Annotated in this window: 24 protein-coding genes; 6 read left to right on the plus strand and 18 right to left on the minus strand. The window is 62.4% G+C overall.

All coding sequences use genetic code 11. From position 1 onward, the window contains the following. The first annotated feature begins 30 nt into the window (after positions 1–30). From THIDRDRAFT_RS00085 to modC, 4 genes are all read left to right on the plus strand, one after another. Positions 31–843: a TOBE domain-containing protein gene (locus THIDRDRAFT_RS00085; RefSeq protein ID WP_007038735.1), complete on the plus strand. Its 813-nt coding sequence runs from the start codon at positions 31–33 to the stop codon at positions 841–843. Between the two features lie 109 nt (positions 844–952). Further along, positions 953–1,693 (plus strand): molybdate ABC transporter substrate-binding protein, encoded by a 741-nt coding sequence (modA, locus tag THIDRDRAFT_RS00090; RefSeq protein ID WP_007038736.1) that lies wholly within the window; start codon positions 953–955, stop codon positions 1,691–1,693. Positions 1,694–1,834: 141 nt separating this feature from the next. Further along, complete coding sequence (modB, locus tag THIDRDRAFT_RS00095) at positions 1,835–2,512, plus strand: molybdate ABC transporter permease subunit (RefSeq protein WP_007038737.1); 678 nt, start codon at positions 1,835–1,837, stop codon at positions 2,510–2,512. Positions 2,513–2,536: 24 nt separating this feature from the next. Continuing rightward, positions 2,537–3,619, plus strand: a complete 1,083-nt coding sequence (gene modC / locus THIDRDRAFT_RS00100; protein ID WP_007038738.1) for a molybdenum ABC transporter ATP-binding protein — start codon at positions 2,537–2,539, stop codon at positions 3,617–3,619. A 109-nt stretch (positions 3,620–3,728) separates the two neighbouring features. Here modC and THIDRDRAFT_RS00105 read toward each other — a convergent pair whose 3' ends face one another. The 8 genes from THIDRDRAFT_RS00105 to THIDRDRAFT_RS00140 all read right to left on the minus strand — a co-directional run bounded on the left by THIDRDRAFT_RS00105 (position 3,729) and on the right by THIDRDRAFT_RS00140 (position 12,988). Further along, complete coding sequence (locus tag THIDRDRAFT_RS00105; protein ID WP_007038739.1) at positions 3,729–4,166, minus strand: chemotaxis protein CheW; 438 nt, start codon at positions 4,164–4,166, stop codon at positions 3,729–3,731. Then, complete coding sequence (locus THIDRDRAFT_RS00110) at positions 4,163–4,657, minus strand: hypothetical protein (RefSeq protein ID WP_007038740.1); 495 nt, start codon at positions 4,655–4,657, stop codon at positions 4,163–4,165. The genes THIDRDRAFT_RS00105 and THIDRDRAFT_RS00110 overlap by 4 nt, the downstream gene beginning before the upstream one ends. A gap of 10 nt (positions 4,658–4,667) precedes the next feature. Continuing rightward, the gene (locus THIDRDRAFT_RS00115; RefSeq protein ID WP_159105388.1) at positions 4,668–8,177 is read right to left on the minus strand and encodes a hybrid sensor histidine kinase/response regulator; all 3,510 of its coding nucleotides are present in this window, start codon (positions 8,175–8,177) and stop codon (positions 4,668–4,670) included. 88 nt (positions 8,178–8,265) lie between these two features. Next, a complete protein-coding gene (locus THIDRDRAFT_RS23435; protein WP_007038742.1) occupies positions 8,266–10,494 on the minus strand; it encodes a methyl-accepting chemotaxis protein in 2,229 nt (742 codons plus the stop codon). Positions 10,495–10,605: 111 nt separating this feature from the next. Further along, positions 10,606–11,187 carry a chemotaxis protein CheW gene (locus tag THIDRDRAFT_RS23440; RefSeq protein WP_007038743.1) on the minus strand — a complete coding sequence of 194 codons (582 nt, stop codon included), beginning with the start codon at positions 11,185–11,187 and terminating at the stop codon, positions 10,606–10,608. A 25-nt stretch (positions 11,188–11,212) separates the two neighbouring features. Beyond that, positions 11,213–11,575 carry a response regulator gene (locus tag THIDRDRAFT_RS00130; RefSeq protein ID WP_007038744.1) on the minus strand — a complete coding sequence of 121 codons (363 nt, stop codon included), beginning with the start codon at positions 11,573–11,575 and terminating at the stop codon, positions 11,213–11,215. 97 nt (positions 11,576–11,672) lie between these two features. Further along, on the minus strand, positions 11,673–12,503 hold the full coding sequence (locus THIDRDRAFT_RS23445; RefSeq protein WP_159105389.1) for a response regulator: 831 nt from the start codon (positions 12,501–12,503) through the stop codon (positions 11,673–11,675). Positions 12,504–12,703: 200 nt separating this feature from the next. Beyond that, positions 12,704–12,988: a nitrogen fixation protein NifZ gene (locus THIDRDRAFT_RS00140; protein WP_007038746.1), complete on the minus strand. Its 285-nt coding sequence runs from the start codon at positions 12,986–12,988 to the stop codon at positions 12,704–12,706. 217 nt (positions 12,989–13,205) lie between these two features. On the opposite strand from THIDRDRAFT_RS00140, the gene nifU reads away from it, so the two are divergent. Both nifU and nifS read left to right on the plus strand, forming a co-directional pair. Further along, a complete protein-coding gene (nifU, locus tag THIDRDRAFT_RS00145; RefSeq protein ID WP_007038747.1) occupies positions 13,206–14,111 on the plus strand; it encodes a Fe-S cluster assembly protein NifU in 906 nt (301 codons plus the stop codon). Between the two features lie 130 nt (positions 14,112–14,241). Continuing rightward, positions 14,242–15,468: a cysteine desulfurase NifS gene (gene nifS, locus THIDRDRAFT_RS00150; protein ID WP_007038748.1), complete on the plus strand. Its 1,227-nt coding sequence runs from the start codon at positions 14,242–14,244 to the stop codon at positions 15,466–15,468. Positions 15,469–15,572: 104 nt separating this feature from the next. On the opposite strand, the gene THIDRDRAFT_RS00155 is transcribed toward nifS, so the two are convergent. The 10 genes from THIDRDRAFT_RS00155 to THIDRDRAFT_RS00200 form a co-directional block, all read right to left on the minus strand. Beyond that, on the minus strand, positions 15,573–16,028 hold the full coding sequence (locus tag THIDRDRAFT_RS00155; protein ID WP_007038749.1) for a protein tyrosine phosphatase family protein: 456 nt from the start codon (positions 16,026–16,028) through the stop codon (positions 15,573–15,575). A gap of 107 nt (positions 16,029–16,135) precedes the next feature. Further along, positions 16,136–17,143 carry a hypothetical protein gene (locus tag THIDRDRAFT_RS00160; protein ID WP_007038750.1) on the minus strand — a complete coding sequence of 336 codons (1,008 nt, stop codon included), beginning with the start codon at positions 17,141–17,143 and terminating at the stop codon, positions 16,136–16,138. 251 nt (positions 17,144–17,394) lie between these two features. Beyond that, a complete protein-coding gene (locus THIDRDRAFT_RS00165; protein WP_007038751.1) occupies positions 17,395–20,532 on the minus strand; it encodes an efflux RND transporter permease subunit in 3,138 nt (1,045 codons plus the stop codon). Next, on the minus strand, positions 20,529–21,749 hold the full coding sequence (locus tag THIDRDRAFT_RS00170) for an efflux RND transporter periplasmic adaptor subunit (RefSeq protein WP_007038752.1): 1,221 nt from the start codon (positions 21,747–21,749) through the stop codon (positions 20,529–20,531). Before THIDRDRAFT_RS00170 ends, THIDRDRAFT_RS00165 begins: the two co-directional genes overlap by 4 nt. Before the next feature lie 100 nt (positions 21,750–21,849). Then, positions 21,850–22,281 carry an HIT domain-containing protein gene (locus tag THIDRDRAFT_RS00175; protein ID WP_007038753.1) on the minus strand — a complete coding sequence of 144 codons (432 nt, stop codon included), beginning with the start codon at positions 22,279–22,281 and terminating at the stop codon, positions 21,850–21,852. 79 nt (positions 22,282–22,360) lie between these two features. Beyond that, a complete protein-coding gene (locus THIDRDRAFT_RS00180) occupies positions 22,361–23,134 on the minus strand; it encodes a competence/damage-inducible protein A (RefSeq protein ID WP_007038754.1) in 774 nt (257 codons plus the stop codon). Positions 23,135–23,136: 2 nt separating this feature from the next. After that, positions 23,137–23,559, minus strand: a complete 423-nt coding sequence (locus tag THIDRDRAFT_RS00185; protein ID WP_007038755.1) for a PaaI family thioesterase — start codon at positions 23,557–23,559, stop codon at positions 23,137–23,139. A 190-nt stretch (positions 23,560–23,749) separates the two neighbouring features. Then, the gene (locus THIDRDRAFT_RS00190) at positions 23,750–24,397 is read right to left on the minus strand and encodes a uracil-DNA glycosylase (RefSeq protein WP_007038756.1); all 648 of its coding nucleotides are present in this window, start codon (positions 24,395–24,397) and stop codon (positions 23,750–23,752) included. Between the two features lie 20 nt (positions 24,398–24,417). After that, positions 24,418–24,999 carry a hypothetical protein gene (locus THIDRDRAFT_RS00195; RefSeq protein ID WP_007038757.1) on the minus strand — a complete coding sequence of 194 codons (582 nt, stop codon included), beginning with the start codon at positions 24,997–24,999 and terminating at the stop codon, positions 24,418–24,420. Further along, complete coding sequence (locus THIDRDRAFT_RS00200) at positions 24,996–26,663, minus strand: glutamine--tRNA ligase/YqeY domain fusion protein (RefSeq protein ID WP_007038758.1); 1,668 nt, start codon at positions 26,661–26,663, stop codon at positions 24,996–24,998. Before THIDRDRAFT_RS00200 ends, THIDRDRAFT_RS00195 begins: the two co-directional genes overlap by 4 nt. Positions 26,664–26,734: the final 71 nt, after the last annotated feature.

Genomic DNA, 26,734 nt, shown 5'->3' on the forward strand with positions numbered 1-26,734 from the left:
GATTCCACCGACGCTCCACATCCAGCCCGCATGACTGAATCTATCGAACAAGACCTCGCGACGAGCGGCACGCTCCGGCTCGACATGAAGGACCATCGTTTCGTCGGACACGGACGCATCGACCTCCTGCGCCGCATCGGCGAAACGGGATCCATCTCGCAGGCGGCCCGTTCGATGGCCATGTCCTATAAGCAGGCCTGGGATTCGGTCGATGCCATGAACAACCTCTCCGCTCAGGCACTGGTGCGTCGGCGTACCGGCGGACGCCACGGCGGAGGCACAGAACTGACGGACGAGGGGCGACGTCTGATCGCCGTCTACGAGGCGGCTGAGCGCGAGCATCAGCGCTTTCTCGAACGCCTCAGTCACAGCATCCAGGACTTCGATCGGTTCGAGTCCTTATTGGGAGTCCTGAACATGAAGGTCAGCGCCAGAAACCACTTGCGCGGACTCGTCACCGAGATCAAGGCGGGCGCGGTCAACGCCGAGATCACGCTCGACATCAATGGCACCCCATTGGTCGCCATCATCACCAACGAGAGCGTCCAGTCGCTGGGCCTGGAACCGGGGGTCGAGACGTTCGCACTGATCAAATCCTCCTTCGTGATCCTGGCCACCGAGGACGGTGGACTGCGAACCTCAGCCCGCAACCGTCTGTGCGGCACCATCGAACGCATCATCAGCGGCTCGGTCAACACCGAGGTCGTTCTCGTGCTGGACGGAGGCGCGCGCCTGACCGCCATGGTCACCAATGAGAGCGCCCAGGATCTGGAACTCGTCGAGGGCGGACGCGCCTGCGCCCTGATCAAGGCCCCCCACATCATCCTGGCCGTCAGCGGTTAATCCGACGATCCGCCCCACGACCGATCCGTTCTTTTGCAGGCAAACCGTTATATCCAAATAGATATACCGATACCCCATCGTTTCAATCAACCTACGTTGGAGATCCACTATGAAAGTCATGCACAAAACGCTCGCCGTTCTCTTGCTGGCAAGCGCGACAACTCTCGCCCAGGCCGATGAGGTCAAGGTCGCGGTCGCGGCCAACTTCACCGCTGCCATGAAGGAAATCGCCACCGCGTTCGAGCAATCGACCGGTCACACAGCGCTGGTCAGCTTCGGCTCCACGGGCAAGCTCTACACCCAAATCGTCAACGGCGCCCCCTTCGAGGTCTTTCTCGCCGCCGACCAGGCCCGTCCCGAGAAGCTCGTCAAGGCGAACGAGGCAAGCGGCGAATTCACCTACGCGGTGGGTAAGCTGGTGCTCTGGAGTGCGGATCCAGCGCTCATCACGGACGGCGACACAGTGCTGAGGAGCGATCGGTTCAAGAAGCTGGCGATCGCCAACCCCAAGACGGCTCCCTATGGCGCCGCTGCGGTCGAGGTGCTCAAGGCACTCGGGCTGGAGGACGACATCAAGTCCAAACTGGTCCAGGGTGACAACATCGCCCAAACCTATCAGTTCGTCGCCACCAAGAACGCCGAACTCGGCTTCGTCGCCCTGGCACAGACCGTGAAAACGAAAGGCGGCTCCAGTTGGAGCATCCCAGAAGACCTCTACACACCCATCCGTCAGGACGCGGTATTGCTGAAGAAGGGCGATGACAATCCGGCCGCCAAGGTGCTGATCGATTACCTCAAGGGTCCCGAGGCACGCGCCGTGATCGAGAAATATGGTTACGGGGTAGAATAACTCCCGTATTGCCCGTGACCGCTTGATGTCGATGCGACTGTATTCGCACCGACGACAAGATTGCCGTCGACGTTCAGACCAAACGATGCCGAAAGGCATGAACGTCGACGGCGATCGCCAGATCCCAGGAATCCGCATACAGTGACGCTCAATCTCGAACCGCTGTGGCTGACGCTCAAGCTGGCCAGCCTCACCACGTTCGTGCTGCTCGTGATCGGAACCCCGATCGCCTGGTGGCTCTCTCAAACCCGCTCGCGGATGAAACAGGTCGTCGCAACGCTCGTCGCCCTACCGCTGGTGCTTCCACCCACCGTCCTTGGCTTCTATCTGCTGCTCCTGCTCGGGCCGGCGGGACCCATCGGCAAGCTCACCGAGGCGCTCGGCTTGGGCACCCTGCCCTTCACCTTCCCGGGCCTGGTCGTGGGATCCGTGATCTACTCGCTGCCCTTCCTGGTGCAACCGGCGCACAACGCCTTCGAGGCGATCGGCTCGCGCCCGCTGGAGGTGGCGGCCACGCTACGCGCCTCGCCGCTGGACCGATTCTTCAGCGTCGCGCTGCCACTGGCGCTGCCGGGTCTGCTCTCCGGGGGCATCCTAGCCTTCGCCCACACTGTGGGAGAGTTCGGCGTCATCCTCATGATTGGCGGCAATATCCCAGGCGAGACCAAGGTCCTGTCGATCGCTATCTACGATCATGTGGAATCGCTCGAATGGACCCAGGCACACTGGCTCGCCGGCGGCATGGTGCTCTTCGCCTTCCTGGTGGTACTGAGCATGAACCTTCTGGGTCAACGCATGCGCCAGATTGGACAAGACTGAAGTTGAACGGGATCGAATCTGGACATGATTGAACTCGACGTCGCCTTCCGACTCGATCGGGGCAATTTCACCCTGGACGTGGCCTTCACCGCGCCGGGCCTCGGCATCACCGGACTCTTCGGCCGCTCCGGATGCGGCAAGACCAGCATCCTGCGCTGCGTCGCTGGACTGGAACGCGCCGCCGGACACTGCCGGCTCGACGGCGAAACCTGGCAAGACGATGCCAAAGGGATCTTTCTCAAGACGCACCGCCGTCCCATCGGCTACGTCTTCCAGGAAGCCAGCCTCTTCGCCCACCTCTCGGTGCGCGACAACCTGAAATACGGCATGCGCCGCGTTCCCGCCTCCGAGCACCAGATCGCCTTCGACGAGGTAGTCGACCTGCTCGGCATCCGCCAACATCTCGAACGGGCTCCGAGCGGCCTATCTGGCGGCGAGCGCCAGCGCGTTTCGATCGCCCGGGCGCTCTTGACCAGTCCGCGACTGCTGCTGATGGACGAACCACTGTCCGCGCTCGACCACGCCAGCAAACAAGACATCCTGCCCTACCTGGAACGGCTGCACGACACGCTGCGCATCCCGGTACTCTATGTCAGTCACGCCCCGGACGAGGTCGCCCGGCTTGCCGACCGCATCGTCCTGATGCGCGACGGACAGGTGCAGGCGATTGGATCGGCCACCGAGATTCTGTCGCGACTCGACCTGCCGCTGGCCCAGGACACCGAGGCCAGCGCCCTCATCGAGGGCCGTGTGCAGAGCCATGACGACAACTACGACCTCACCCGGGTCGCGATCCCCGGCGGAACCTTGACCGTAGGGCGTCTCGACCAGGCGACCGAATCGCGGATCCGGCTGCGCATCCACGCCCGAGACGTCAGCATCGCCATCCGCAAACCCGAAACATCCAGCATCCTCAACGTGCTACCGGCCCGCATCGTCGAAATGCAGGAGATCGACCGCTCGCACCTCCTGGTGAAGCTCTGCACCGCAGGCGAACCTCACCCGCCCCTGCTCGCGCGTATCACCCGCTACTCGCGCGACCGACTCAAGCTGGAGCCGGGACAGGAGGTCTTCGCCCAGGTCAAGGCCGTGGCACTGATGGATTGAGGACAGGAAAGGGCTGGATTCAAGGATTTCCGACTGCGGAACAGCGCGACGCATTGTCGGCGCGCGCCGCCGTGCCTGGATCCTGGATCAGGCTCAGACGCCCGACCCTTCAGTTGAAGAGGCGTTGGAGATCCAACACCGGAAGTGGGCGTTCGTCGCGCTCGAAGCAGGCACAGCTGATCCGCCGCCACGACTGGAGTGCAGACGGCAGCTCGCAGGCCCAGGCATCGTCCACGTCGATGCGCTGCGGCGCCGAGGCCAGCAGCAATCCGCCGAACTCGTGCGACGATGCGCCATCAGCCGACTGAAAACCGACAACGGCGACGATGGGATCGGCAATGCCCTGAGCGCTCGGGTCGGCCCAGACGCCCACATCGAATACCGGCAGCACACCCTGCTCCCAGAGCAGGACCCGCCGACAATAGGGTGGCGCGCAGGGAACCTGGTGCGTCTCGGACCGATGCACCAGGTGCAGCAGTTCGCGCTGACCGATCACCGCCTGCGCATCGCCCGCGAACGTGAGTAGCCATCCGCTGCATCGACTCATGTCTCGGCGACCTCATGCCCGATCCGACGATCGAGACCGATAGCAGTCCCAATGCAACGCGCAAGACTTGCCGCGTCCGTTCCGCACACGAGCTTTCCCTGGTCAGAGGACAACCCGAGAATGGGCGAGCCAGCACCCAGCATGGCCCGAGGCGGAGAGCGAAAAGCCAGAGGCTCTCCGCGAGCGACCAGCACATCGTCACAGAGCAGGCCGAAGAGATTCCCGCCATCCCCGAGGACGGCACAGACCGGTCGCGCGGCGGCGACCTCGTCGACCAGCGGCGTCAAATCGAACGACAGCGCATAGACAGGCCGCCACTGATCGGAAACGGCGATCCAGCCGACACCCTGGCTCGGCGGATCGGTTCGCACTAGATCGCTAGCGGACTCGATCATGCGCAAATCGCCGGCATTCAGGAGGATGCGCACACCCGCGAAGGACAAGAGACCGCGCGCACTCAGCACGGCCTCGATGGTTGTGATATCACTCATGGCCGCGTACTCATCGCCCGACCAGAGCACCGATCTGGCGCATCAGGTCGTCCGAATTGAAGGGCTTCGTCAGATAGATATCGACACCCTTAACCTGCGCTTGGTGGCGGTGCTTCTCGGTCGAGCGCGAGGTAATCATAACGATGGGCACCTCCTTGGTCTCCGATCTGGCGCGGATATGGGATGTCAGTTCGAGTCCGTTCATGCGCGGCATCTCCATGTCAGTCATGATGATATCGGGGACCAAACGGTCGAGGGCCGCGACCGCGTCGAGTCCGTCGATGGCCGTGCGCACCTCGAAACCCGCATCCCTGAACAGCTGCGCGGTGGTGCGGCGGGCTGAAATCGAGTCGTCCACCACCAGAGCGGTACGGACGCCCGGCACATCGGTCTTCCTGTCCTCAAGCTCGACGCCAAGACGCGAATCGCGCGGATCGCCGGAGATCTCAACTCGCTGACCGACGCGCAGCAGATCCGGGAGGTCGACGACAGGTGCAACGCTGCCGTCACCCAGAATGGTCGCACCGATCACACCGCCGATATGGGCGACGTAAGGCCCGAGCTTCTTGACGACCAGACTGCGGCTCTCGGCGATCTCCTCGACGAGCACCGCCTTGGATACGCCCGAAGTCATGCGAACCAAGAGCAAAGCCTGCTCCGGCTTGGACGACGTATCGCCATTGCCGACATTGAGCAGATCGGCCAGCCTCAACGCGTCGTAGAGCTGATCGCCGTGACGGTACGCCAGCTGAGATCCAACACGCTGGAGCTGATCCTGGGTCAAAAAATGGATCTCCTCGATGCCGCGCGTGGTCACCGCAAGCGTGGTCCCGTGCAGACGGATCAAGAGCGCCTGAGCGGAGAGCAGCGTGGTCGGCAAGCGGATCTCGACAGTGAGCCCGCGACCGGGCTCGGAGCGCAGAGCGATAGAGCCCTTGAGGTCCTCTACCATGGCATGCACGGCATCGAGTCCGATCCCTCGACCCGAGACCTGCGTAGCCTCGTCGCGGGTGGAGAATCCCCCCGCGAGAATCAAGCGCGCGACCTGATCGTCCGTGAGCATGTCGTTGGCGCCGATCAGATTGCGGCGCAGGGCAACGCGGCGGATCGTGTCGATATCGAGCCCCTGACCGTCGTCTCGGCAGCTGACGATGATGAGATCGCCCTCGCGCTTGAACGACATCTCGATATGGCCGATCGGATCCTTGCCGGCCGCCTGGCGCTCCTGGGGCATCTCGATCCCGTGATCCACGGCATTGCGCAACACGTGCATCAGCGCATCCACGAGATCGTTCAGCACGTTCCCGTCGACCAGCGTCTCGGCGCCCTTGATGACCAGATCCACCTCCTTGTCGAGAAGACGCCCGGCCTGACGCACGGCACGCTGCAGACGCGAAACGACTGAGGAGACCGCGACCATTCGTGCCCGCAGCACCGCGTCCTGGCTCGCCAAATGGAGACGTGACTGCAATCCGACCAGCTCGTTGAGCTGGCTCAAGTGATCCTGCGCGCCGTGCGTCATCTCGCTGGCGTCGGTCGTCACCTCGACCAGGCGGCGCGTGACCGTGTGGAGTTCACCGTATTGATCGAGTTCGAGCAGGTCGAATCCCGTGTCCTCGACGACCGGCTGCGGCATCGCGAGTCCGCGCAGATCGACCAAGTCCTCGAGTTCGTTCACCAACTGGCGCAGCAGTTCATTCTGCTCGTTCACCGAACGCAACTGCTGCATCGCGGATTCGAGCCGGTTCTGGATCTGCGCGGTCGAGGTCATGGACTCACCGACCAGACGCAACTGCTCGTCCACGAGGTTGGACGGAACACGCAGCACGGGAGCCACGGCCTGATCGTGCCTGGCATGCGGTGCATCGGTGTCGGCGTCGTGGCCAGAGTCGACGTCGGCCGCGCTCGGGTGCTCGGCGGCCGCGATCTCGATGCCCTGGTCGTCGATCCGATTCGCCCAGTTCAGCACATCCTGCAGGACGTTGACGGCATCTTCCGGGGCATCGCCAGTGCCGACCAAGGCCTCGCTCATGACCTCCAGACAGTCGGCAGCATAGGCCAGCGTCTGCGACAACCCCAGATTGGGAAACGCAGAGTGGTCCGCCAAGGCGATCAGGATATCCTCGAGATAATGGGTCAGATTGGCGATACCCTTGATGCCGACCGTATTGGCGGCGCCCTTGAGTGTATGGGCGGCGCGCTTGGCATTGTCGATGTCGGAAATCCGGCCATGCCCAGAGGCGATCCGCTGGACCGCCTCGGTAAAGGCGCCGGTCTGAATCGGCAGCTCGGTCAGCAAGCCTTCGAGCAATTCCTGATTGATGTCGTCCGGAGGGGTTAGAGAGACGTCCTCGGCTGTAGCCAGGACGACACGCTCCTCGGCCTCGACCGCCTCCGGCTCACAGAATTCGAGATGCATCAGGGCGCCCGTGAGGGCCGACCAATCCAGCTCCAGCTGAGAATCCACATCGAGATCGCGCAGGAAACCAACCAGCGATTCGGCTTGCGGCGCGCGCGTCGGCGCGCAGAGGTAGCCGCGTAAGACATCCGGCAGGGTCGCCAACGCGACCGCCATGGCGGTCGCGGCCTCATCCGACCGCTCCTGCCAAGTGCCGACCAGCGCATGGGCGCCGAGGAGCAGATTTCCGAGCACGGTCAAACCGACCGCCTCGGCACCGCCGGCCATCCGGTCCAGCTCCTCGCTCAGTTGCTCCCAACCCAACCGACGCTGCTCGGGATTCGGATCCGCCGTCAGCGCCAGGGCCTCGCCGAGGCCTGCGAAATTCTGCTCCAGCGCATCGACGGCAAGCGCGAGCATGTCCGTGCTCACCCCTTGGGGGGTGTCGGCATCGAAGACGACATCGATCGACGCGGCGCTCGCAGCCGGAGCATCGGCCTGGTCGATCTGTTCCGGCGCGATATCGGGCACCGGTATCGAAGGGGTCTGATCGACCTCTCGGAGTCCGGGGTCAACGTCGGCAGAATCCATCTCGGATCCGGGAGCATCGGCCACAGACTGCACCAGATCCGATTGCAACGCCGGCTCGACCGCCTCGGCATCCGCTGAAATCTCGGGCTCATCTGCGAAATCTAGTGGAGGCAAGAGCAGCATCCGCAGCATCTCGACCTCCTCGTCAGCCATGGCTGTCTGCCACTCGTCGGCCTGGAGAAAGGCGATCAGCGCCTCTGTGGCGGAAGCGTCGGTCGGCGTCGCAACATAGTCCATGAGCAGCAGCGGAAACTGCGCGAGCAAATCGCACGTCCGCTCCTGACGTGCCTCGTCCTCCGCTGCTGCGCTGAGACGATCGACCAAGACCGCACTCAGGTCGATCAGGCCCGGAAGGGCATTGGCATCGGCGGCCTCTGCGAGGATTCCGAGCGTCTCCGCGAAGCGCTGGAGTCGCGTGGAGACGCAATCCTCCTCGGCCTCATCAGGAACGAGCGCAAAGGTCAAGGCGTCGATACAGTCGAACAACTGGGCGTTCGTGTCGCTCGACATGAGGAAACTGTCAGTATTCAAGGGCGTTCCCATAGCGATTCCCGCCGCGATGATGGAAGACGATTGACACATCAACCCTGGCGAGCACGACAGGGTTGATGCCGGGAACTCACGCTGGGAGCTTGAACACACGCACGGCCGACAGCAGGTTACGCGCGTATTCCACCAGGTTGCTGGTGTATTCGCCCTGCTCCGCCAGCCGCTGACTGGTCTGCTCACTACTCTTGCGAATCTGGGTCGCGTGGTCGAGCAGATCGTTACTCGCCTTGGCCTGCCCCTGCGAGGACATCGCGATCTTCTGTACCAGTTCCACCAACCCGGAGGTCGTCGCCTGTGTCGTCTGCATCTGCTCGCCTGCTTGTTCGGCGAGCTTGCTGCCCTCGACAACCTGTGCGATCGCGCTGTTCATGGTGTTGACGGTGTCCGCCGTCTCGACCTGGATGCTGTTGACCAGCGTTGCGATCTGCGCCGTTGCCTGACGCGAGCTTTCGGCCAGACGCTGCACCTCGTCCGCAACGACCGCGAAGCCGCGTCCCGCCTCACCGGCCGATGCCGCGTGCATGGAAGCATTGAGCGCCAGGATGTGGGTACGCTCGGCGATGGTATTGATGATGTTGACCACACCGCTGATCTCTTGCGAACGCTCACCAAGACGCTTGATACGTTTTTCCGTCTCGCGGATCACGTCTCGCGTGCTGTTGATGCCGCCAACGGTGCTGGTTACCGTCTCCAGCGCGCGCTGGGTGGTCTGGATGGCATCGTCCGCCGCCTCGTTACACACCCGTGCGAGCTCGGCGATCTCGTTCATGGATGCGGAGGCATCGGCCAGCGCCGTCGCCGTATGCTCGACCTCGGCGCGATCGACCTCGGCGGCCGCGATGACGCTATCGGACTGCTCCTTCACCTTGAGCGAGGCAGAGGTCACGTCCGCCGAGATATCCGACACCTCAAGCAACACCTTGCCGGTTTCACTCGTCAGCAGGTTCAAGGCGTCCGCGACCGCGCCCGTGACGTCCTCGGTCACCGGCACCTTGACCGTGAGGTCCTTGCGAGAGAGCTGCGCCACCGCCTGGAGCAGTCCCAGCACCGATTCGTTCAGCTGTTCGTTCTCGCGCTGGATGGCGTTCTGGATCGCGACGCGTTCGTCCATCATGCGGTCGAATGCGGTTCCGAGCTCACCCACTTCGTCGAACGTATCCAGATTGGCGCGCGCCTCGTCATCACCCGTAGCGAGCTTTTGCACGACGCCGCGCAGATGACCGAGCGGCTTCATTCTGCTGGAAATCGCAAGCCACAACAGACCCGACAAGAGGACGGCGCCGATCAGACCGAACACGGCGAGCATCTCTGCCATGATTGTGCCGTTCTTGGTGATCTCGGAATACTCGGTACCACCGGCAATGACCCAACCCCAAAGCTCAGAGCGATCATAGGCGACGAATTTCTCCTCGGGGTTGTTCTCCTCGTCGTACCAGAGGTAGCTGAAGAACCCAGATTTCTGCTCCAGCAGCGCAGCCAGAGTACCAGCCTGACCACTACCATCCTTGATCTCTTGGACGCTTTGCCCTTGCAGATAGGGGTGGACCACCATCAGACCAGTCGTCGCATCGACCAGGTAGGCATAACCCTGGTCACCGAAACGGGTCTCCTTGATCGTCTCGAACAGCTGCGCCAGGGTATCGCTTAAATCCATGCCCACAAACAGCACGGCGGCAACGCGGCCATCCGCCCCCTGAACTGGGGTGTATTGGGTCATATAGTCTTTGCCGAACAATTCAGCCTGACCGCTAAAGACACTGCCGCCGATCAGCGTGCGATAGGCGGGGTGGTCCTGACCCAGGACCGTGCCCAACTCCCGCTCGCCCTGCTGATCACGCAGGGTCGTGGCAATGCGAACGAATTCATCGCCATTGCGGACGAAGACCGTCGCGGCCGCCTCGGTCCTCTCGGCAAAGGCGTCGAGCAAGGCCTCGTCATCAACCAGGCTCCGATTCCCCAGCATGACTTGGGGAACCTCCGTGCCTCCGACGGAGACCATCTGGTTCCGATCCACGGTCAGCCCGGCCTTGAACTCATCATCGAATTGATGCGCAAGCTCGGCAACCTGACGTTGCGTGATCTCGTAAACCAGGTCAGCGGTACGCCGCAACCCATCGACCTGAGATTTGAAGTCTGTCTGAGCCGCACTGGTCGACGTTTGGTCGATGAAACGACCAGAGAAGAAGATCAGGGTGGTCAGGATCAAGACAACCAAGAGTCCCGCGATCAAACTGATCTGATTCGCGAGCTTGAGATTGGAGAACCGAAAACCGGAGGACGGAGGTCTGGAACGGGGCATGCGTTGCTCCTTGTATTCGATTCGCCTTCAGGCGAATCGACCCGTGTGGCTGTCGAGTCCGTTTAGCAGTCCGGACCCAGTGTGGAAACTTCGAGTCGTTGTCGTGACGTATCAGCGTGCGGCGTTCGCCATCGAATCCTTGAGAGAGAGAAAAAATGCCTGGTGATCAAACTCGAACCAGACGTCCTGCTCGACCTGAAAGCCTCCCGCAACGGCGCTCCGAAGAGCGGTCGGCATGCTCGGCAGATGCGCAAGAGGGGTCAAACGGGAGAGTGCGACCGGTTGGGCGTCGATGAGGACGGCGACCGCAGATTCGCCCTTGTCCAAAACGAGAATCCATTGACCGCGACCAGCGTGCCGACGCTCCAATGCACAGATCATCGCCAGGTCGAATACGGGGACCAAATTGCTGCGAAGATTGATCATCCCCAACAGCCAGGGCGCGCTATTGGGTATTGCGGCCACAGGGACCATGGCGATGACCTCGCTCGCCGCACGAGGTTTGATCAAAAGGTTCAGAGAACCGACCTGAAAACCGTAGCGAACCTGCCGCTGCGGCTGCCGGGTCTGATCGAACGAGGTTCCGTCGGGAAGTCGGAAGCGACTGAGCGCCTCCGTTGGCAACAGCCACTCCGTTTCAGGATGCCCCTGGAGCCCGAGCGCCGACTCCTCGCGTCTTCCCGACATCACCATTGTGCGGCCTCCTTACCGGCTAATTTCAGGTGTGAGCCTTGAGCTGGTCGATGACTTGCTCAGAGCTGACCGGCTTGACGACATGCCCCTTCGCACCCTGCATCTGCCCCCAGACCTTATCCGCCTTCTGTCCCTTGCTGGTGACGAAGACAACGGGGATGCCCTTGGTCGCCGGATCCTCGGACAGAAGTCGGCAGGCCTCGTAACCATCCATGCCCGGCATGATGACATCGAGAAAGATGATCGAGGGCTTCTCCGCCTTGGCCTTGGCAACCGCCTCCGCACCGTCCAACGCGGTGACGACGATGCAGCCCGCGTCGGTCAGAATATTCTTGATATTGAGGAGATCCGTCGCCGAATCGTCGACAACGAGCGCCTTGGTAGCCATATGTAAAACCTCATGAATCACTGGAATTTGCAACCGCAGCATCGAAAACATGCAAACGGTGGCATCGAAATCGCACCCTGGACACGCACTACCGTACTTAGCCGGCGATGGCGACCTCAGGCGCTTTCAGATACTTCTTCAGAACCGCCGTAAAGGTTTTGCTCTCTACGGGTTTCACCAAATAGGTGTCGCAACCGGCCAGCGAGCCGCGAACACGATCGAAGGGTGAGGATTTGCCCGTCAGCATGATGACCGGCGTCCTCTTGTGGACACCGCTCTTTTTAATGGAACGGCAGATCTGATAGCCATCCATTCCGCCGGGCAGGACGACGTCCAGAAAGATGACGTCGAAATACCGAGTCGCGAGCAACGCCATCGCCGCTTCGGCCGTATCGGCGCAGGTGGCCTCCACCGCATGCTCGCGCAACGCCAACTCCACCTGCGTGCGAATGGTCAAACTGTCATCGACAACAAGCGCGGTATGGCGCCTGCCCTGATCCGCCAACGGGACATCCTGGACGCTGCTGGAAGCAGGCGCGGGAACAGGCGGCGTTAGCGAAGCGGCCTCGCCACCCGGAGGCTGCGGATTCTCGCCGAGCGTCTTGCCAACCAGAAGGTCGAAGGCACTCAGGAGACGGGACGCCACGATCGGTCGTCCGATGCTCGCGTCGTATTCGTCGGGAAAGTCGGAAGGATCGACGACCATCACTGGAATCTGTCGCGTCATGCGTGCACTGCGCAAAGACGCCAAGGCGGTGGCATCCCGACCGTCAACGACCCAGAAATCGGCATGGTCCGCATCCATCGCGGAAACGATCTTATAGGACCGAGGACGGTTCCCGGACAACATACAGAGACTCTTCAGGACCCGGCGCTCTGACTCCTTCAGCCCCAGCAGCATGATCGTGAACGTCGATTTCTTTGGCATCATGCGCATCGTGCCTTTCGCTCTCCTAAGCCCCTTTCGATGACGCGGCAAGATACGCCAGAATGCCGTTGGTAACCGTAACCGGCGTCACAAAATGATCAGCCCGCCCCGATGAACAGGCGGCGCGGCCGACGGTTCTCGCTCACCGACTGCTTCGACCGCTTCGGCCGCCCTGATGCGCCCTAAAGTGAATGCAGCACTCAAGCCCCATGGACCTCGGCACGGATCGCGCCCAGCTCCTCGCTGGACAACTCTTCCTCCCAACAACCGGTCGGTGGCCCGAGCACCAGGTCCTCGCCTTCAAACCGCACCAGATACAGCTCCCGACCAGGAGTCTCCTCCAGGTGCCCGACATTGACGATGACGCCACGCGTGCCCGCTTTGGCGATAAGCGCATCCTCGGGAAGATCGGGAATCCCGCCATCGTTGAAGATGTCGGTCGCGGCGAACACCATGTCGCCGGGGTTGAGCTGAGTCACATTCATGGCGGAGTTCCTTTGTAGGTTTTATCACTAAGGCGACGCATCTCGACTGTTCTAGAGATGACAAAACCATCGCCGCCCGATTAAAAACAACCAATAAAATCAAAAGATTCAGCATGCCAAGCAATATGGCATAAGCCTTGCTGAATCTCAGCATCAGCATTTTGCAAGACTCAAGCCATGCGCCGCAGGCGCCAGCCAACGAAGCAGGAGACAAGCCATGTGGGAGTATTCTGAGAAGGTCCAGGAACATTTCTTTAGCCCCCGCAACGCAGGGGCGGTCGAAGACGCCAATGCGACCGGTGATGTCGGCTCGCTGGCCTGTGGCGACGCGCTGCGTCTGACCCTTAAGGTCAACCCCGAGACGGACGTCATTCTCGACGCGGGCTTTCAGACCTTCGGCTGCGGTTCCGCCATCGCATCCAGTTCCGCCCTGACCGAGATCATCAAGGGCAAGACCCTGGACGAGGCGCTCAAGGTCACCAACCAGGAAATCGCCGACTATCTCGACGGACTGCCTCCGGAAAAGATGCACTGCTCCGTCATGGGTCGCGAGGCGCTGCAAGCGGCCATCGCCAACTATCGCGGCGAAGAATGGAAAGACGACCACGAAGAAGGCGCGCTGGTGTGCAAATGCTTCGCTGTCGACTCCACGCTGATCGAAAATACCATCCGCGACAACGGGCTGACCACGGTCGAGGACGTCGTCAACTTCACCAAGGCCGGTGGCGGCTGCTCGGCCTGCCACGAGGGCATCGAAGAGGTACTGACCAAGGTCCTCGCGGAAGAAGGCAAATCCTTCAACCCCGCCGCGCGCTCGGTTGCCGTCGCCATGCCGGCGGCCCCAGCCGCCCCGGCCAAGATGACCAACATCCAGCGCATTCGTCGCATCGAGACCGTTCTCGAATCCATCCGCCCCACGCTGCAACGCGACCATGGCGACGTGGAACTGGTCGACATCGACGGAAAAAATGTCTATGTCAACATGAAGGGCGCCTGCTCCGGTTGCCAGATGGCCGCCGTGACCCTGGAAGGCATCCAGGAGCGCATCATCGACGAACTCGGCGAATTCGTGCGCGTCCTGCCGGCCCAGGCCATGCCCAAGGCCGAGCGTGCCTACGGCTGAGCTGTCGGCCTTCAGCGGACCGGCCTCCAGCGATAGGGGCACTTATCGTTGGTTGGCTAGGCGCTAACGAACGTCACTGACTCGATCGACGCGAAGCACCTTTAGACCATACACCAGCAGGGCCAGAATCATGACCACTGATACCGATATCCAAGGAATCTACTTCGACAACAACGCCACCACGATGGTAGACCCCGAAGTTGTCGAGGCCATGCTGCCCTTCTTCACCGAGCAGTTCGGCAACCCCTCCTCCATGCATCTGTTCGGCAACAAGGTCGGATTCGCGATCAAAAAGGCGCGAGGGCAGATTCAGGAACTCCTTGGCGCTGAACTCGACTCCGAGATCGTCTTCACCTCCTGCGGAACGGAGTCTGACTCCACGGCGATCCTCTCCGCGCTCAAGGCGCAGCCCGATCGCAAGGAGATCATCACCACGGTCGTCGAACATCCGGCCGTGCTCGCGCTCTGCGAGCATCTGGAGAAGGATGGTTACAAGGTTCATTATCTGAAGGTCGACGGCAAGGGTCGACTCGACCTAGACGCCTACCGCGAGGCGCTGTCGGATCAGGTCGCCATCGTTTCCGTGATGTGGGCCAACAACGAAACCGGCACCCTCTTCCCGGTACTGGAGATGGCCGAAATGGCCAAAGCCGCCGGCGTCCTCTTCCACACCGACGCCGTGCAGGCGGTCGGCAAGGTCCCGATCGATCTCAAGAATTCGGCCATCGACATGCTCTCGCTCTCGGGCCACAAGCTGCACGCACCCAAGGGTATCGGCGTGCTCTACGTGCGCCGCAACACGCGTTTCCGCCCGCTGCTACGCGGCGGCCACCAGGAGCGCGGCCGGCGCGCCGGTACCGAGAACACCGCCTCCATCGTCGCACTCGGCAAGGCCTGCGAGATGGCGCTGGAACACATGAGCCAAGAACAGACCACCGTCCGCGCGCTGCGCGACCGGCTCGAACAGGGCATCTTGGAAGCCGTGCCCTATTCGTTCGTGACCGGGGATCCCGACAACCGGCTGCCCAACACCGCCAACATCGCCTTCGAGTACATCGAGGGCGAGGCCATCCTGCTGCTGCTCAACAAGCTCGGCATCGCCGCCTCCAGCGGTTCGGCCTGCACCTCCGGCTCGCTCGAACCCTCGCACGTCATGCGCGCCATGGGCATTCCCTACACTGCCGCTCACGGAACCACCCGCTTCTCACTCTCGCGCTACAACACCATGGACGAGGTCGAGCGCGTCATCCAGGCCGTGCCCCCGATCGTCGCCCAGTTGCGCAAACTCTCGCCCTATTGGGGTGCAAACGGCCCGGTCGAAGAACCGGGAAAGGCCTTCGCACCAGCCTACGCGTAACAGGGAACGTCTGCACTCCGAGCAGACGCCAAGCGCTTGTCAGCCAAACAGAGGGGCGCCTGCCCCTCGGGGCGTTCAAACGCTCTCGATCAAACCGAACGCCCCTACTCGGCCACAAGATCCTCTCTGGTCAGCGCAAGAAAGGCCTGCCATACCGCGTTGGGTTCCCAGGTCGGCAGCATCACGCTAAGCGCGTCTTCATGCGTCCGTCCCTCGACGAGCCTGGCGTATTGATAGAGAAACGCGGAGGCGCGGTAATTGACGACACAGTGGACCCAGACCTTCTGGTCCGCGAAGGTGTCCATGAGGCCGAGAAAGGAGCGGAGATGGCTTGCCGTCGGCGCCTCGAATGGTACCGGGATGTGCACATACAGCATCCGGCGGGCGGTGACAATGTACCCTTCTTCGGGGATCGCGTTCTCGGAGTTTGGCATCGCCAGGTTGACGACGACCTCGAATCCCGCCTCGGCGATGGCCCTGAATTCGAGTTCCTCGGGTTGGCCCGATGTGGCGATCCGGTCCGAGGGACGCCTGTAGTTCTTGATGGTTTCGATGTGCATACCGTTCACTCCATAGTGTCTGATAGCCGCAGCCGACCGAGCATAACAGGCAGCGTTCCGGACCGAGCGTCGGACTAAAACGAAAGGGCCAGTCCGACTGCAGCGCCTCAGTAAAGGTACCGCTCGGCCGCGCTGATCAAATCCTCTCTGGGCGGCAGATCCCTCGGACGTAGCGAGACGAGTAGGATGATGGCCTTGCGTCCGCGCTCGTTCTGGATCTCTTGAAGCTGGATATGTCGCGCGCTGGGGTCCTGGGGATGACGCAGCAGGTTCATGGCGTCCAGATAGAGTTCGACCCCATCGGTCCAAAGGTGTTTCTGCGGATTATCGAGCACCTCCGTCACCAGATCCAGATGGGTCGCCAGGAGCCCGGTGTCGGGGCCGAGCGCATCCAATTGCTGGGTAATCCCGTCGAGTTCGACCTGAAGTGCGCTCGGATCCAGCGCGTGATCGCCGACCGGCTCGAAACTCCAGCCGCCCTCCTCCAGCGCGGAAAGCTTGCGGTACAGCAGGTCGCGCTGACGGACCAGATCGGCACGCTCGACTTGGGACTCCGAGATATGCCGAAGCGCCAAGGACAGAAGATGGTCGAAGGCGCGACGCTTCAGGTGACGGCGCGTCTCCTGCTCGCTATCGGTCGGATCCAGCAGGCGATGCGCCGAGAAGCTGACCCGGATCTGAGCGACCTCGCGCTGCAACCTGTCATCCACCAACTCCGATCCCAGCCCACGGCGATCGACCCGATCGACCATGATGAGCGTGGTGACGCAAGGACTACCGACTCCCGGTCCACCGAGATAGTCGCGCAGCGCCTTGTCACGCCCCAGGGTGTCGAGCATGGAATCTGCCGAGGCGAACAGTGCACCGAGCCGAGGATCCTCGGAATACTCGGCGCGCCCGATCGGCACTGCCTCGGGAAAGGCGTCCACCAGCGCGACCACATGGTCCATGGATCGAATCACCGCTGGACGCAACCGTTTGCGGTAACCGGACACGAATTTGATCCTGGGATCGGTGCCCTCGACCGCACGGTCGATGGCCGACTCAATGAGCCATTCGGGATATCGACCCCGCGTCTCATCGGCATGGCCGAATATCGAATTAAAAAGCTTCATCGCGAATCCTCACGTATTCAATAACCCAGAAGCCTAGTCGCAGCACCGCCGGGTCGTTTTGTCGCGATTCGCGACACCAATGGACTCCACCTGCACTCCACCGCCGAGCGGATGGAGCCGACACTGTTCTCGTTCCCGATCGGTCCCGAGCCGCATGGCCGGACCCATCCGAGACATGAAAAGCTTAGAACGGGCCGCCCAAGAAAAAAGGCGCCCCAAGGGGCGCCTTGCCAGCGCTTTCGCGCGACCGATCAGCTCTCGGCGGAAGCGGACGTCGCGCGCACGGCTGGTCCACCGTGGAACCACTCACGCAACCGCTGGAACACCACATAGAGCATGGGGATCAGGAAGATGCCGATCAGCGAGGCCCCAAGCATACCGCCGAAGACGGCAGTGCCCACACCGCGCTGACTGGCCTCTCCCGCTCCGCTGGCGATGACGAGCGGGACCAGGCCCAGGATGAAGGCGAAGCTGGTCATGAGCACCGCCCGAATCCGCAGCCGTGCCGCCGTGGCCGCCGCCTCCATGATCGGCTTGCCGGATGCGCGTTCCTCCATGGCGAACTCGACGATGAGGATGGCGTTCTTGCTGGCCAGACCGATGAGCACCACGATACCGACTTGGGCATAGAGGTCGTTCGGCAGGTTCGCGATCAGAAGCGCCGTCATGGCACCGAGCACGCCGACGGTGACCGACAGCAGCACCGCCACTGGCATCGACCAACTCTCATAGAGCCCGACCAGGAACAGATAGGCGAACAGCACGGCCAGACCCAGCACGATGGGCGTCTTACCTCCGGCCTCCTTCTCCTGGAAGGCGGTACCTGTCCAGTCATACCCAAAGCCGTTCGGCAGCGTCTCGGCCGAGATACGTTCCATCGCCGCCAAGGCGTCACCCGAGCTCCTCCCCGGCGCCGGGCTGCCCTGGAGCGTGACGCTGCGGTAGTTGTTGTAGCGCTGCAGCAGTTGCGGGCCCATGATGAGTTCGGGCGACATGAGCGCGCGAATCGGCACCATGTCGCCCGAGGCATTGCGCACGTGGATACGATAGACGTCGCCGAACGCCTTGCGATCCTTCTCCTCGCCCTGAATCTTGACCTGCCACACACGCCCGAACTTGTTGAAGTCGTTGACGTAGTAGCCGCCTAGCGTGGACTGCAGGGCGGTAAAGATGTCGCTGACCTTAACGCCAAGCGTCTGCGCCTTATCGCGGTCGATGTCGAGATAGACCTGTGGATTGTCGGTCGCCCAGGTAGAGAAGACCCGCGCCAGTGCCGGATCCTGGTTGGCGGCCACGACCATGCCACGCATGGCTGCGGCCAAATCCTGCGGGGTCCGACCCTGAAGGTCTTCGAGCTGATACTCGAAACCGCCGCCAGTGCCCAAACCGATGATCGGCGGCAGGTTGAAGGGCATGATGCGCGCGCTCGGGATACCCGCCGTCTGCACGATGACGCGGCGGATGACCGCATCCACCTTCAGATCCGGTGTCGTGCGTTCCTCGAAGGGCTTGAGACGGCCGATCACGGTTGCTGAGTTGGACTGCACGCTGCCGTCGAGGATGCTGTATCCGGGCACCGTCAAAACGTGGGCGACGGCGGGATCGGCTCCGATCAGCTTTTCGAGCTGCTTCACCACCTCCAGCGTCCGGTTGACCGAGGCCCCCTCGGGAAGCTGGACTTGCGCCATGAAGGCACCCTGATCCTCCTCGGGCAGGAAGCCGGTCGGGACCGTCTTGAACAGCCAGCCGCTCGCCGCGCCCGCGCCCAACACCAGGAGCAGCACCAGCAGCGAAAAACGCACCAGCTTGCGAACCACGGCGGCATAGCCGTCGCGGACCCGGTCGATCCCGCCCATGACGTAGCCCATCACTCCCCGCTTGTGGCTGGGCTTGAGCAGAACAGCGCAGAGTGCCGGGGACAGCGTCAGGGCATTGATTGCCGAGATCAGCATCGAGAAGGCGACCACGGCCGCAAACTGCTGGAACAGCTGCCCAGAAATACCGGGGATGAAGGCGACCGGCAGGAACACAGACAGCAGCACCAGGGTGATGGCGAGAATGGGGCCGGTGATCTGGCCCATCGCCTTTTTGGCCGCCTCGCGCGGCGCCAGCCCCTCCTCCTCCATGATGCGCTCGACGTTCTCCACCACCACGATGGCGTCGTCGACCACGATACCGATCGCCAGCACCACGGCGAGCAACGAGATGGTATTGGCCGAAAAACCGATCATGAGCAGGAAGGCGAAGGTGCCGACCAGGGCCACCGGCACGGCGATCAATGGGATGAGCGTCGCCCGCCAACTGCCGAGGAAGAGGAAGACCACCAGGATGACCAGGACGAAGGCCTCGAACAGGGTATGGATGACCTTTTCCAGACTCGCCGTGACGAACTCGGTGGTGTCGTAGACGACGGCATAGTCCAGCCCGTCCGGGAAGCGTTCCGCAAGCTTATCCATGGCCGATTTGATGCCGTTGGCCACCGAAACCGCATTGGCGCCGGGTGCCAGATAGATGGCCATAGCTGCCGTTCCCTTGCCATCGAGACGACTGACGGAGTCGGACTGCTTGGAACCCAGTTCGACCCGGCCGACATCCTTGACCAGCACGGTCGAACCGTCCGGGTTGGCCCGAATCACGATGTTCTCGAACTGATCGACGTCGGTCAGACGCCCCTGGGTCTGAAGCGTGATCTGGAACTGCTGATCCGGCGTCATCGGCTGAGCGCCGATCCGTCCGACTGCAGCCTGGACGTTCTGGCTCTGAATGGCCGAAATCACGTCGGACGGGGTCAGACCGAGCGCGGTGAGACTGTCCGAATCGAGCCAGATTCGCATGCTGTAATCGAGCGGGCCGAACTGGAAGACATCGCCCACGCCCGAAACGCGCGAGAGGGTATCGATGACGTTGATGGTGGCGTAATTGCTCAGAAAGAGTTCGTCGTAGTCCCCCTTGGGTGCATAGAGGGCCACCACCTGGAGCATGGCCGTGGACTTCTTCTTGACCGTCAATCCCTGGCGCGTGACCTCCTCCGGAAGCTGGGACAGCGCCAGATTGGCGCGATTCTGAACATTGACGGTATTGATGTCCGGATCCGTGCCCAGAGCGAAGGTGACGTTCAGCGAATAACTGCCATCGTTGCCGCTGGACGACTTCATGTAGAGCATCTTGTCGACGCCGTTGACCTGAGACTCGATCGGCTGGGCGACGGTCGACTCGACCACGGACGCGCTCGCGCCCGGGTAGACGGCACTGACCGAAACCTGGGGCGGCACGATATCGGGAAACTGCGCGACAGGAATCTGGGTGATGGCGATCAGACCAGCCAGGGTCAGGACGATCGAGATGACGATCGAGAGTCGGGGACGATCGATGAAGATATCGGAGATCATGATGCCGTACCCTCGCCCGCCGTTTGTGCGGGCGCCACCTTGACCTCCTGCCCCGGCCGTACCTTCTGCACGCCTTGGGTAATCACCAGATCACCCTCGCTCAACCCCTTGGTCACGGCGACATTGGCGCCCTTGGTCGGCCCGGTCTCGATGCGGCGCATCTGGGCCTTGCTGTCAGCATCGACGATGAGGACATAGATCCCCTGTTGATCGAGCTGCAACGCCGACTGCGGAATCATGATCGCCGACTCGGGCGCACCACGCTGCGCCACGACGCCGACATACTGGCCATCGACCAGGATGCCGTCGGGATTGGGCAGCTCGGCGCGGATGGTCACCGAATCGGTACCCTGATTGGTGGTCACATCGATGAAGTTCAGATAGCCCGAATGGGCGTAGAGGCTGTTGTCGGGAAGCCGGACCTTGATCTCGATCTTGCTCGGATCGCCGCCCTTTTCTTGAATGTCGCGCTTCGCATCCAGCAGTTCGCGCTGGGTGACCGGGAACTGGACGTAAATGGGATCGCGACTCACGATGGTCGCCAGCGGACCGGAGGATGGGCTGACCAGATTCCCCACCGTGAGGCTCGCCAGACCGATGCGTCCAGCCACCGGAGAAAGGATATTGGTATAGCTCAGATCGAGCTTGGCCGCCGTCAGCGCCGCCTCGGCCTGGGCGATGCTGGCCTTGGCCACGGAGGCGGCGGCCTGGAGTTCGTCTACCTTGGCCTTGGCGATGTTCTTCTGGGCCAGGAGCTCCATGCCACGTTTGAGCTGAGCATCGGCGTTCTGCGAATCGGCCTTGGCCTTCTCGACATCGGCCTCGCGCTGCTCCACGACCGCCTGATACTGATCTGGCTCGATCACGAAGAGCAGATCGCCCTCGGCGACCATCTGGCCCTCATCGAAACGGCGCTCCTTGAGGAAGCCCTCGACCCGTGCACGCAGATCGACCCGGTCGATGGCCACCACACGCCCGACGAACTGCGACTCATTGGCGACCTGCTGGGTCTTGGCCGGAACCGCGATCACCGCCGGAGGCGGAGTCGAAGCGGCCGACTGCGGGGCTTGCGGCTGACAGGCGGAGAGCCCACAGAGCATGCCAGCAATCAAGGCATACCCAATCAAGGTATGACGGCCGTGAACCGCCGTACCATGAGATGGCACACTCGCGGCGCATGGGTTCGCCGGAATGACCTCGGCTGATTGGTATCGCATCGGAACACCTCTTCGTGGATGGATTCGGGCCAGCTTCGACCAATGGGATCAGCAATCAATTAGGACGGGCATGATCTTAACCCGACAGGCCGCGCGCCGCTTAGATTCCAAGGCGCGGAGCGAAACCTTCCCCCAACGATTCCAGGGTCCGCAGCCTCAGACGCTCGACCTCTGACGCCGCGTAATCGCGCCGCTGCGGAACGCCCCAAACCGGAGCCGGCCAGCAATGATCGGTGCGATAACGGGCGATGACATGGATGTGCAATTGCTCGACCAGATTGCCAATGGTCGCGATATTCAGCTTGTCCGGCTGGAACTCGCGCTCGACGAAGGCCGCGAGCCGATCGGTCTCGTCGCGCACCCGGCGGCGCAGATCCTGATCCAATCGATGCAACTCGCACTGATCGGTCTTGGGAACCAGGATAAACCAGGGCAGCAGGGCGTTGTTCATCAACAGCAAAACGCTCGTCCCAGACTCGGCCAGACGGAAGGTGTCCGCGCTCAATCTGGGATGCAACTCGAACGGATTCATGAAGAGCACTCGCTAATCGAGCCAGATCGGAACGATCTCGCTCAGGTCGAAAGAATCGCGCGAGCAGCCAGCCTCGCGCCTATCCGAGAGGATTCACGGGATCCTGGTCTTGGTATCGCATCGACTCCCGATCAAGCTCCCGACGCAGGGCCGACATGGCCTGATCCAAGTCGCCATGACCGCGAAACCCGAGCAGGATATGGGGATCCTCGTCCATGTGCGGCAGGCTGAAGAGCTTGAGCGACGGGAATGACTCCCCAAGCCGACGCATCAACGGAATCAGACGGCTTTCGGGAACGTCCCGCACCACCACAGCGGCCTCGCACAGCCGCTCGCCCCGACCGAAGACCCCGTCCAGCACCCACTCGGCCATCGGCCAGGCCATCTTGGGGAAGCCAGGAAAGAACCAATGGTGATGGAGCGAGAAGCCAGGGATCTGGTTAATCGGGTTGGGGACAAGGTCGCACCCATCGGGCAGGTCCGCCATGAGGATGCGGTTCGGATAGACCTCCGCGCCGAATTTCTCCTCGAGCAGCCGAGCGGCCTCGGGATGCCGGCTCAAGGCGACACCGGCCGCCTGAGCCGCGCAGTCGCGGGTGTGGTCGTCCGGCGTCGCGCCGATCCCACCACAGACGAAAACCGGATCCGGGCGCGCCATCGAGAAGCGCAGATGCGCGACCAGCACCTCAGGATCATCCGGCAGCAGCCAATTCCAGGCCAGTTCATGACCGCGCGACTGGATGCGCGACTTGAAGGCGGCCAGGTGGGCGTCGGTCCGTGCCCCATTGAGCACCTCATCGCCGATCACGATGAGACCGAAGCGAATTTGGTTCGTCTCTTGGGGTGCGTTCATCCTCAGCCCTCGGACGGCATGTGATCCATGAGCGCCTCGCGCTTGCGGTAGACGGTCCCCTGGAAGAGCGCGATCAGATTCGCGTCCTCATCGGTGATGCGGATCAGATAGGTGGCGAGTTTGGGATTGATCGAGACCTCCTCGGCCTCGGCGGTCAGGATGCCCTTGCGCGCGGACTTCATGAAGGAGACGGAGACGTTGACGCCGAGCGCGACCGTTCCGTGCGAATTGGAAGCCACGGCGAAGACCAGATCGGCAAGGCTGAAGATGGCAGCGCCATGCGCCACGCCCACGGCATTCAGATGCCGTTCTTCGATCTCCAGCCGGGCGCGCGCGCGGCCAGGCGCCGCCTCCAGCAATTCGACCCCAACGAAGGCGGCGAAACGGTCGTTGCTAAAGAAGTCTTGGAGGAGCTTCTGATCCATTGGAGGAGTTGATGCATTCATAGGTTGGGTCGTCGCAAAGCTATCAGCCACCAGCCTCCTGCGGCCAGCTGCTGTTTGGAACATGAAGAAAAAGGGGTCTCGCAACCGCACCGCTGACGACCAAAGGCTGGAAGCTGGAAGCTGGAAGCTGGAAGCTGGAAACTGGAGGCTGGAGGCTGGAGGCTGGCAGCTATTCATCCAATAGTTCGCGCCAGGCCGGGTGGGCAGCGATCAGCCCGAGCGCCTCGGCGAGCAGTGTTCGGCCAGGCTCCATCTTGAACCAAGTGGAGGCCCCGGATGAATGTGGCAGCGGGATGATGTCGGCCTCCCAGCCTGCCTCCGAACGATAGGGCCATTGACGCCCCACCACATCGTTGAGCCGATCGCAGTCCATGAGTTGGGAGATAGCGAGCTTGCCGATCGGCACGATCAGGCGAGGCCGCAGCAGTTGCATCTCGCCGGTCCACCAGCCGCGACAGCGCGCGATCTCGTCGCGGTCCGGAACCCGGTCGCCGCCCTTGGGGTTCTTGCCCGGAAAGCAGCGACAGACGGCACTGATCAGGGTGCGCTCGCGCATCGCCTTCTCATCCAAGCCGATTTTGGCAAACCAGCCGAACAGGGTCTTGCCGGCAGTCCAGCAAAAGGGCCGGAGCTGCTCGATCTCGCGCGTGCCCGGAGCCTGGCCGATCAGCATCACCGGTGACAGCAGCGTGCGGCTATGGACCGGCGGACCGAACATGCCGGAGCAACGTTGGCACTGTTCGAGTTCAGCGTGCAGGCGCTCCAGGGACTCTTGCCGCGCTTCGGGGCCGAGGTTCGAGGGATCGGAAAGGGGCATCGATTCAACCTGAGGTGACGTCAGTCCAGGCGGCGCAGGATCTTCTCGATCTGGACCCGGTGCATGCGGTTGTGAAGGGTGGCCAGGGCATGCCACTGGCGTGCGGTCAGCGAGCCGAACCAGGGATGCGCATAGTGCCCGCGCGAGGTCAGCGGACCGAAGCGTTCGATCTGATGCGCGTAACGCTCGACCAGGACCGCCAGGGCCTCGATGCGGTCTGGGCCGGCATCCGGGTGCGGCCTGACGTCCTCCAGCCGGATCTCGATCCCATGGTGCCGATCGGAGCAGATGGCATGGATCAATGCGGTGATGGCGGTATTGACCATCACCAGATGATCGAGCGTCATGTACACCGACCAGTGGCGACTGTCGCTTTCGATTCCGGGAAAACGGCGGATACGTACTGGACGGGCGCCCTGTTCCGGGGTCAGCCGCTCACTGAGCGCGATGGCGCGCTCGGCCTCGGTGCGAAAACGCCGCAGGATGGTCTTTGGAGAGACGAACGAGGCGTAGACTCGGACGCCCAGATCCGCCACCAGACGCTCATGCACTGGTATCCGGGTCTCGGGCGGATCCGATCCGTCTCGCGCGCGACGGATCATGAGCGACCCTTGCCCCAGGTATCGCGCAATCCGACCGTCAGATTGAACACCGGATGCTCGGACGTCGAGTCAGGGTCCACGACGAAATAGCCCTCGCGCTCGAACTGGAAGCGCTCCCCGGTCTCGGCACCGCGCAAGGCGGGCTCCAGCATGCATCCGGTGAGGACGCGCAGCGCGTCGGGATTGATCGCCTCGCGATAGTCGGCCCCGCCGGCACCCGGCGTGGCGACGCCGAACAGCCGATCATAGAGACGGACCTCGGCGCTCACCGCATGCTCTGCGGACACCCAGTGGATGACGCCCTTGACCTTGCGGCCCTCGGGGTTCTTGCCGAGCGTGTCCAGATCGACGCTCGCGCGCAGTTCGAGGATCTCGCCCGCCTCGTTCTTAACCACCTCCTCGCAGCGGATAACATAGGCGTTGCGCAGACGCACCTCGCCACCGGGAATGAGGCGCTTGAAACCCTTGGGCGGCTGCTCCTCGAAATCGGTGCGATCGATATAGATCTCGCGACCGAAGGGGATGGAGCGCGTCCCCATGGCGGCGTCCTTGGGGTGGTTGCTGGCCTCCATCTGCTGGTTCTCGGAAACGTTGGTCAGCACCACCTTGAGCGGACGCAGAACCGCCATGCGACGCGGCGCCTTGGCATCGAGATCTTCGCGGATCGCGCTCTCCAACAGCGCCATCTCGACCAGGTTGTCCGACTTGGTGACACCGATGCGCTCGCAGAACTCGCGAATCGAGGCCGGGGTATAACCGCGACGGCGCAGACCGGCGAGGGTCGGCATGCGCGGGTCGTCCCAGCCCTGGACGTGCCCCTCGCCGACCAGATCGGTCAGGCGACGCTTGCTCATGACCGTGTATTCGAGGTTGAGCCGGCTGAACTCGATCTGGCGCGGCTTGCTCGGCACCGAGACGTTCGCGACGCACCAGTCGTAGAGCGGACGGTGATCCTCGAACTCCAGGGTGCAGAGCGAATGGGTGATGCCTTCGAGCGCATCCGAGATGGGATGCGTGTAGTCGTAGGTCGGATAGAGACACCAGGCGCTACCGGTCTGGTGATGCACCACGCCATGCTTGATGCGATAAAGCACCGGGTCGCGCAAGTTGATGTTGGGCGAAGCCATGTCAATGCGCGCGCGCAAGGTGCGCGAACCGTCCGGGAACTCGCCCGCGCGCATGCGCTTGAACAGATCGAGGTTCTCCTCGACCGAACGATCGCGGTACGGACTGTCCTTGCCGGGCTCGGTCAGGGTGCCGCGATAGGCGCGCATCTCCTCGGCGTTCAGCTCGCAGACATAGGCCAGTCCCTTCTCGATCAACTCGACAGCGAAACCATAGAGCTGTTCGAAATAATCCGAAGCGAAATAGAGCCGATCCTCCCAATCGAAGCCCAACCAGCGCACGTCCTCCTTGATGGACTCGACGAACTCCATGTTCTCCTTGATCGGATTGGTGTCATCGAAGCGCAGATTGCAGATCCCTCCGAAAGACTGGGCCAGTCCGAAGTTGAGCACGATGGACTTGGCGTGTCCGATGTGCAGATAGCCGTTCGGCTCGGGAGGAAAGCGCGTGGCGATCCGGTCGTGCTTGCCGGATGCCAGATCCGCTTCGATGATCTGGCGGATGAAATTGGTGCGTGGCGACTCGGCGGCGTCGGTCATGGTCTCTCGGGCGTCTCGGGCGGATGGTGAATCGATGAACATCGCATTCTAGCGTTTACCACGACGATTGA

Source organism: Thiorhodococcus drewsii AZ1 (assembly GCF_000224065.1).
Classification (GTDB): domain Bacteria; phylum Pseudomonadota; class Gammaproteobacteria; order Chromatiales; family Chromatiaceae; genus Imhoffiella; species Imhoffiella drewsii.

What these genes read in the sequence shown, in the direction of transcription:
- THIDRDRAFT_RS00085 (WP_007038735.1), top strand. Translation starts at nt 31, where the DNA reads ATGACTGAATCTATCGAACAAGACCTCGCGACGAGCGGCACGCTCCGG.
- modA (WP_007038736.1), top strand. Translation starts at nt 953, where the DNA reads ATGAAAGTCATGCACAAAACGCTCGCCGTTCTCTTGCTGGCAAGCGCG.
- modC (WP_007038738.1), top strand. Translation starts at nt 2,537, where the DNA reads ATGATTGAACTCGACGTCGCCTTCCGACTCGATCGGGGCAATTTCACC.
- THIDRDRAFT_RS00105 (WP_007038739.1), bottom strand. Translation starts at nt 4,166, where the DNA reads ATGAGTCGATGCAGCGGATGGCTACTCACGTTCGCGGGCGATGCGCAG.
- THIDRDRAFT_RS00110 (WP_007038740.1), bottom strand. Translation starts at nt 4,657, where the DNA reads ATGAGTGATATCACAACCATCGAGGCCGTGCTGAGTGCGCGCGGTCTC.
- THIDRDRAFT_RS23435 (WP_007038742.1), bottom strand. Translation starts at nt 10,494, where the DNA reads ATGCCCCGTTCCAGACCTCCGTCCTCCGGTTTTCGGTTCTCCAATCTC.
- THIDRDRAFT_RS23440 (WP_007038743.1), bottom strand. Translation starts at nt 11,187, where the DNA reads ATGGTGATGTCGGGAAGACGCGAGGAGTCGGCGCTCGGGCTCCAGGGG.
- THIDRDRAFT_RS00130 (WP_007038744.1), bottom strand. Translation starts at nt 11,575, where the DNA reads ATGGCTACCAAGGCGCTCGTTGTCGACGATTCGGCGACGGATCTCCTC.
- THIDRDRAFT_RS23445 (WP_159105389.1), bottom strand. Translation starts at nt 12,503, where the DNA reads ATGCCAAAGAAATCGACGTTCACGATCATGCTGCTGGGGCTGAAGGAG.
- THIDRDRAFT_RS00140 (WP_007038746.1), bottom strand. Translation starts at nt 12,988, where the DNA reads ATGAATGTGACTCAGCTCAACCCCGGCGACATGGTGTTCGCCGCGACC.
- nifU (WP_007038747.1), top strand. Translation starts at nt 13,206, where the DNA reads ATGTGGGAGTATTCTGAGAAGGTCCAGGAACATTTCTTTAGCCCCCGC.
- nifS (WP_007038748.1), top strand. Translation starts at nt 14,242, where the DNA reads ATGACCACTGATACCGATATCCAAGGAATCTACTTCGACAACAACGCC.
- THIDRDRAFT_RS00155 (WP_007038749.1), bottom strand. Translation starts at nt 16,028, where the DNA reads ATGCACATCGAAACCATCAAGAACTACAGGCGTCCCTCGGACCGGATC.
- THIDRDRAFT_RS00160 (WP_007038750.1), bottom strand. Translation starts at nt 17,143, where the DNA reads ATGAAGCTTTTTAATTCGATATTCGGCCATGCCGATGAGACGCGGGGT.
- THIDRDRAFT_RS00165 (WP_007038751.1), bottom strand. Translation starts at nt 20,532, where the DNA reads ATGATCTCCGATATCTTCATCGATCGTCCCCGACTCTCGATCGTCATC.
- THIDRDRAFT_RS00170 (WP_007038752.1), bottom strand. Translation starts at nt 21,749, where the DNA reads ATGCGATACCAATCAGCCGAGGTCATTCCGGCGAACCCATGCGCCGCG.
- THIDRDRAFT_RS00175 (WP_007038753.1), bottom strand. Translation starts at nt 22,281, where the DNA reads ATGAATCCGTTCGAGTTGCATCCCAGATTGAGCGCGGACACCTTCCGT.
- THIDRDRAFT_RS00180 (WP_007038754.1), bottom strand. Translation starts at nt 23,134, where the DNA reads ATGAACGCACCCCAAGAGACGAACCAAATTCGCTTCGGTCTCATCGTG.
- THIDRDRAFT_RS00185 (WP_007038755.1), bottom strand. Translation starts at nt 23,559, where the DNA reads ATGGATCAGAAGCTCCTCCAAGACTTCTTTAGCAACGACCGTTTCGCC.
- THIDRDRAFT_RS00190 (WP_007038756.1), bottom strand. Translation starts at nt 24,397, where the DNA reads ATGCCCCTTTCCGATCCCTCGAACCTCGGCCCCGAAGCGCGGCAAGAG.
- THIDRDRAFT_RS00195 (WP_007038757.1), bottom strand. Translation starts at nt 24,999, where the DNA reads ATGATCCGTCGCGCGCGAGACGGATCGGATCCGCCCGAGACCCGGATA.
- THIDRDRAFT_RS00200 (WP_007038758.1), bottom strand. Translation starts at nt 26,663, where the DNA reads ATGACCGACGCCGCCGAGTCGCCACGCACCAATTTCATCCGCCAGATC.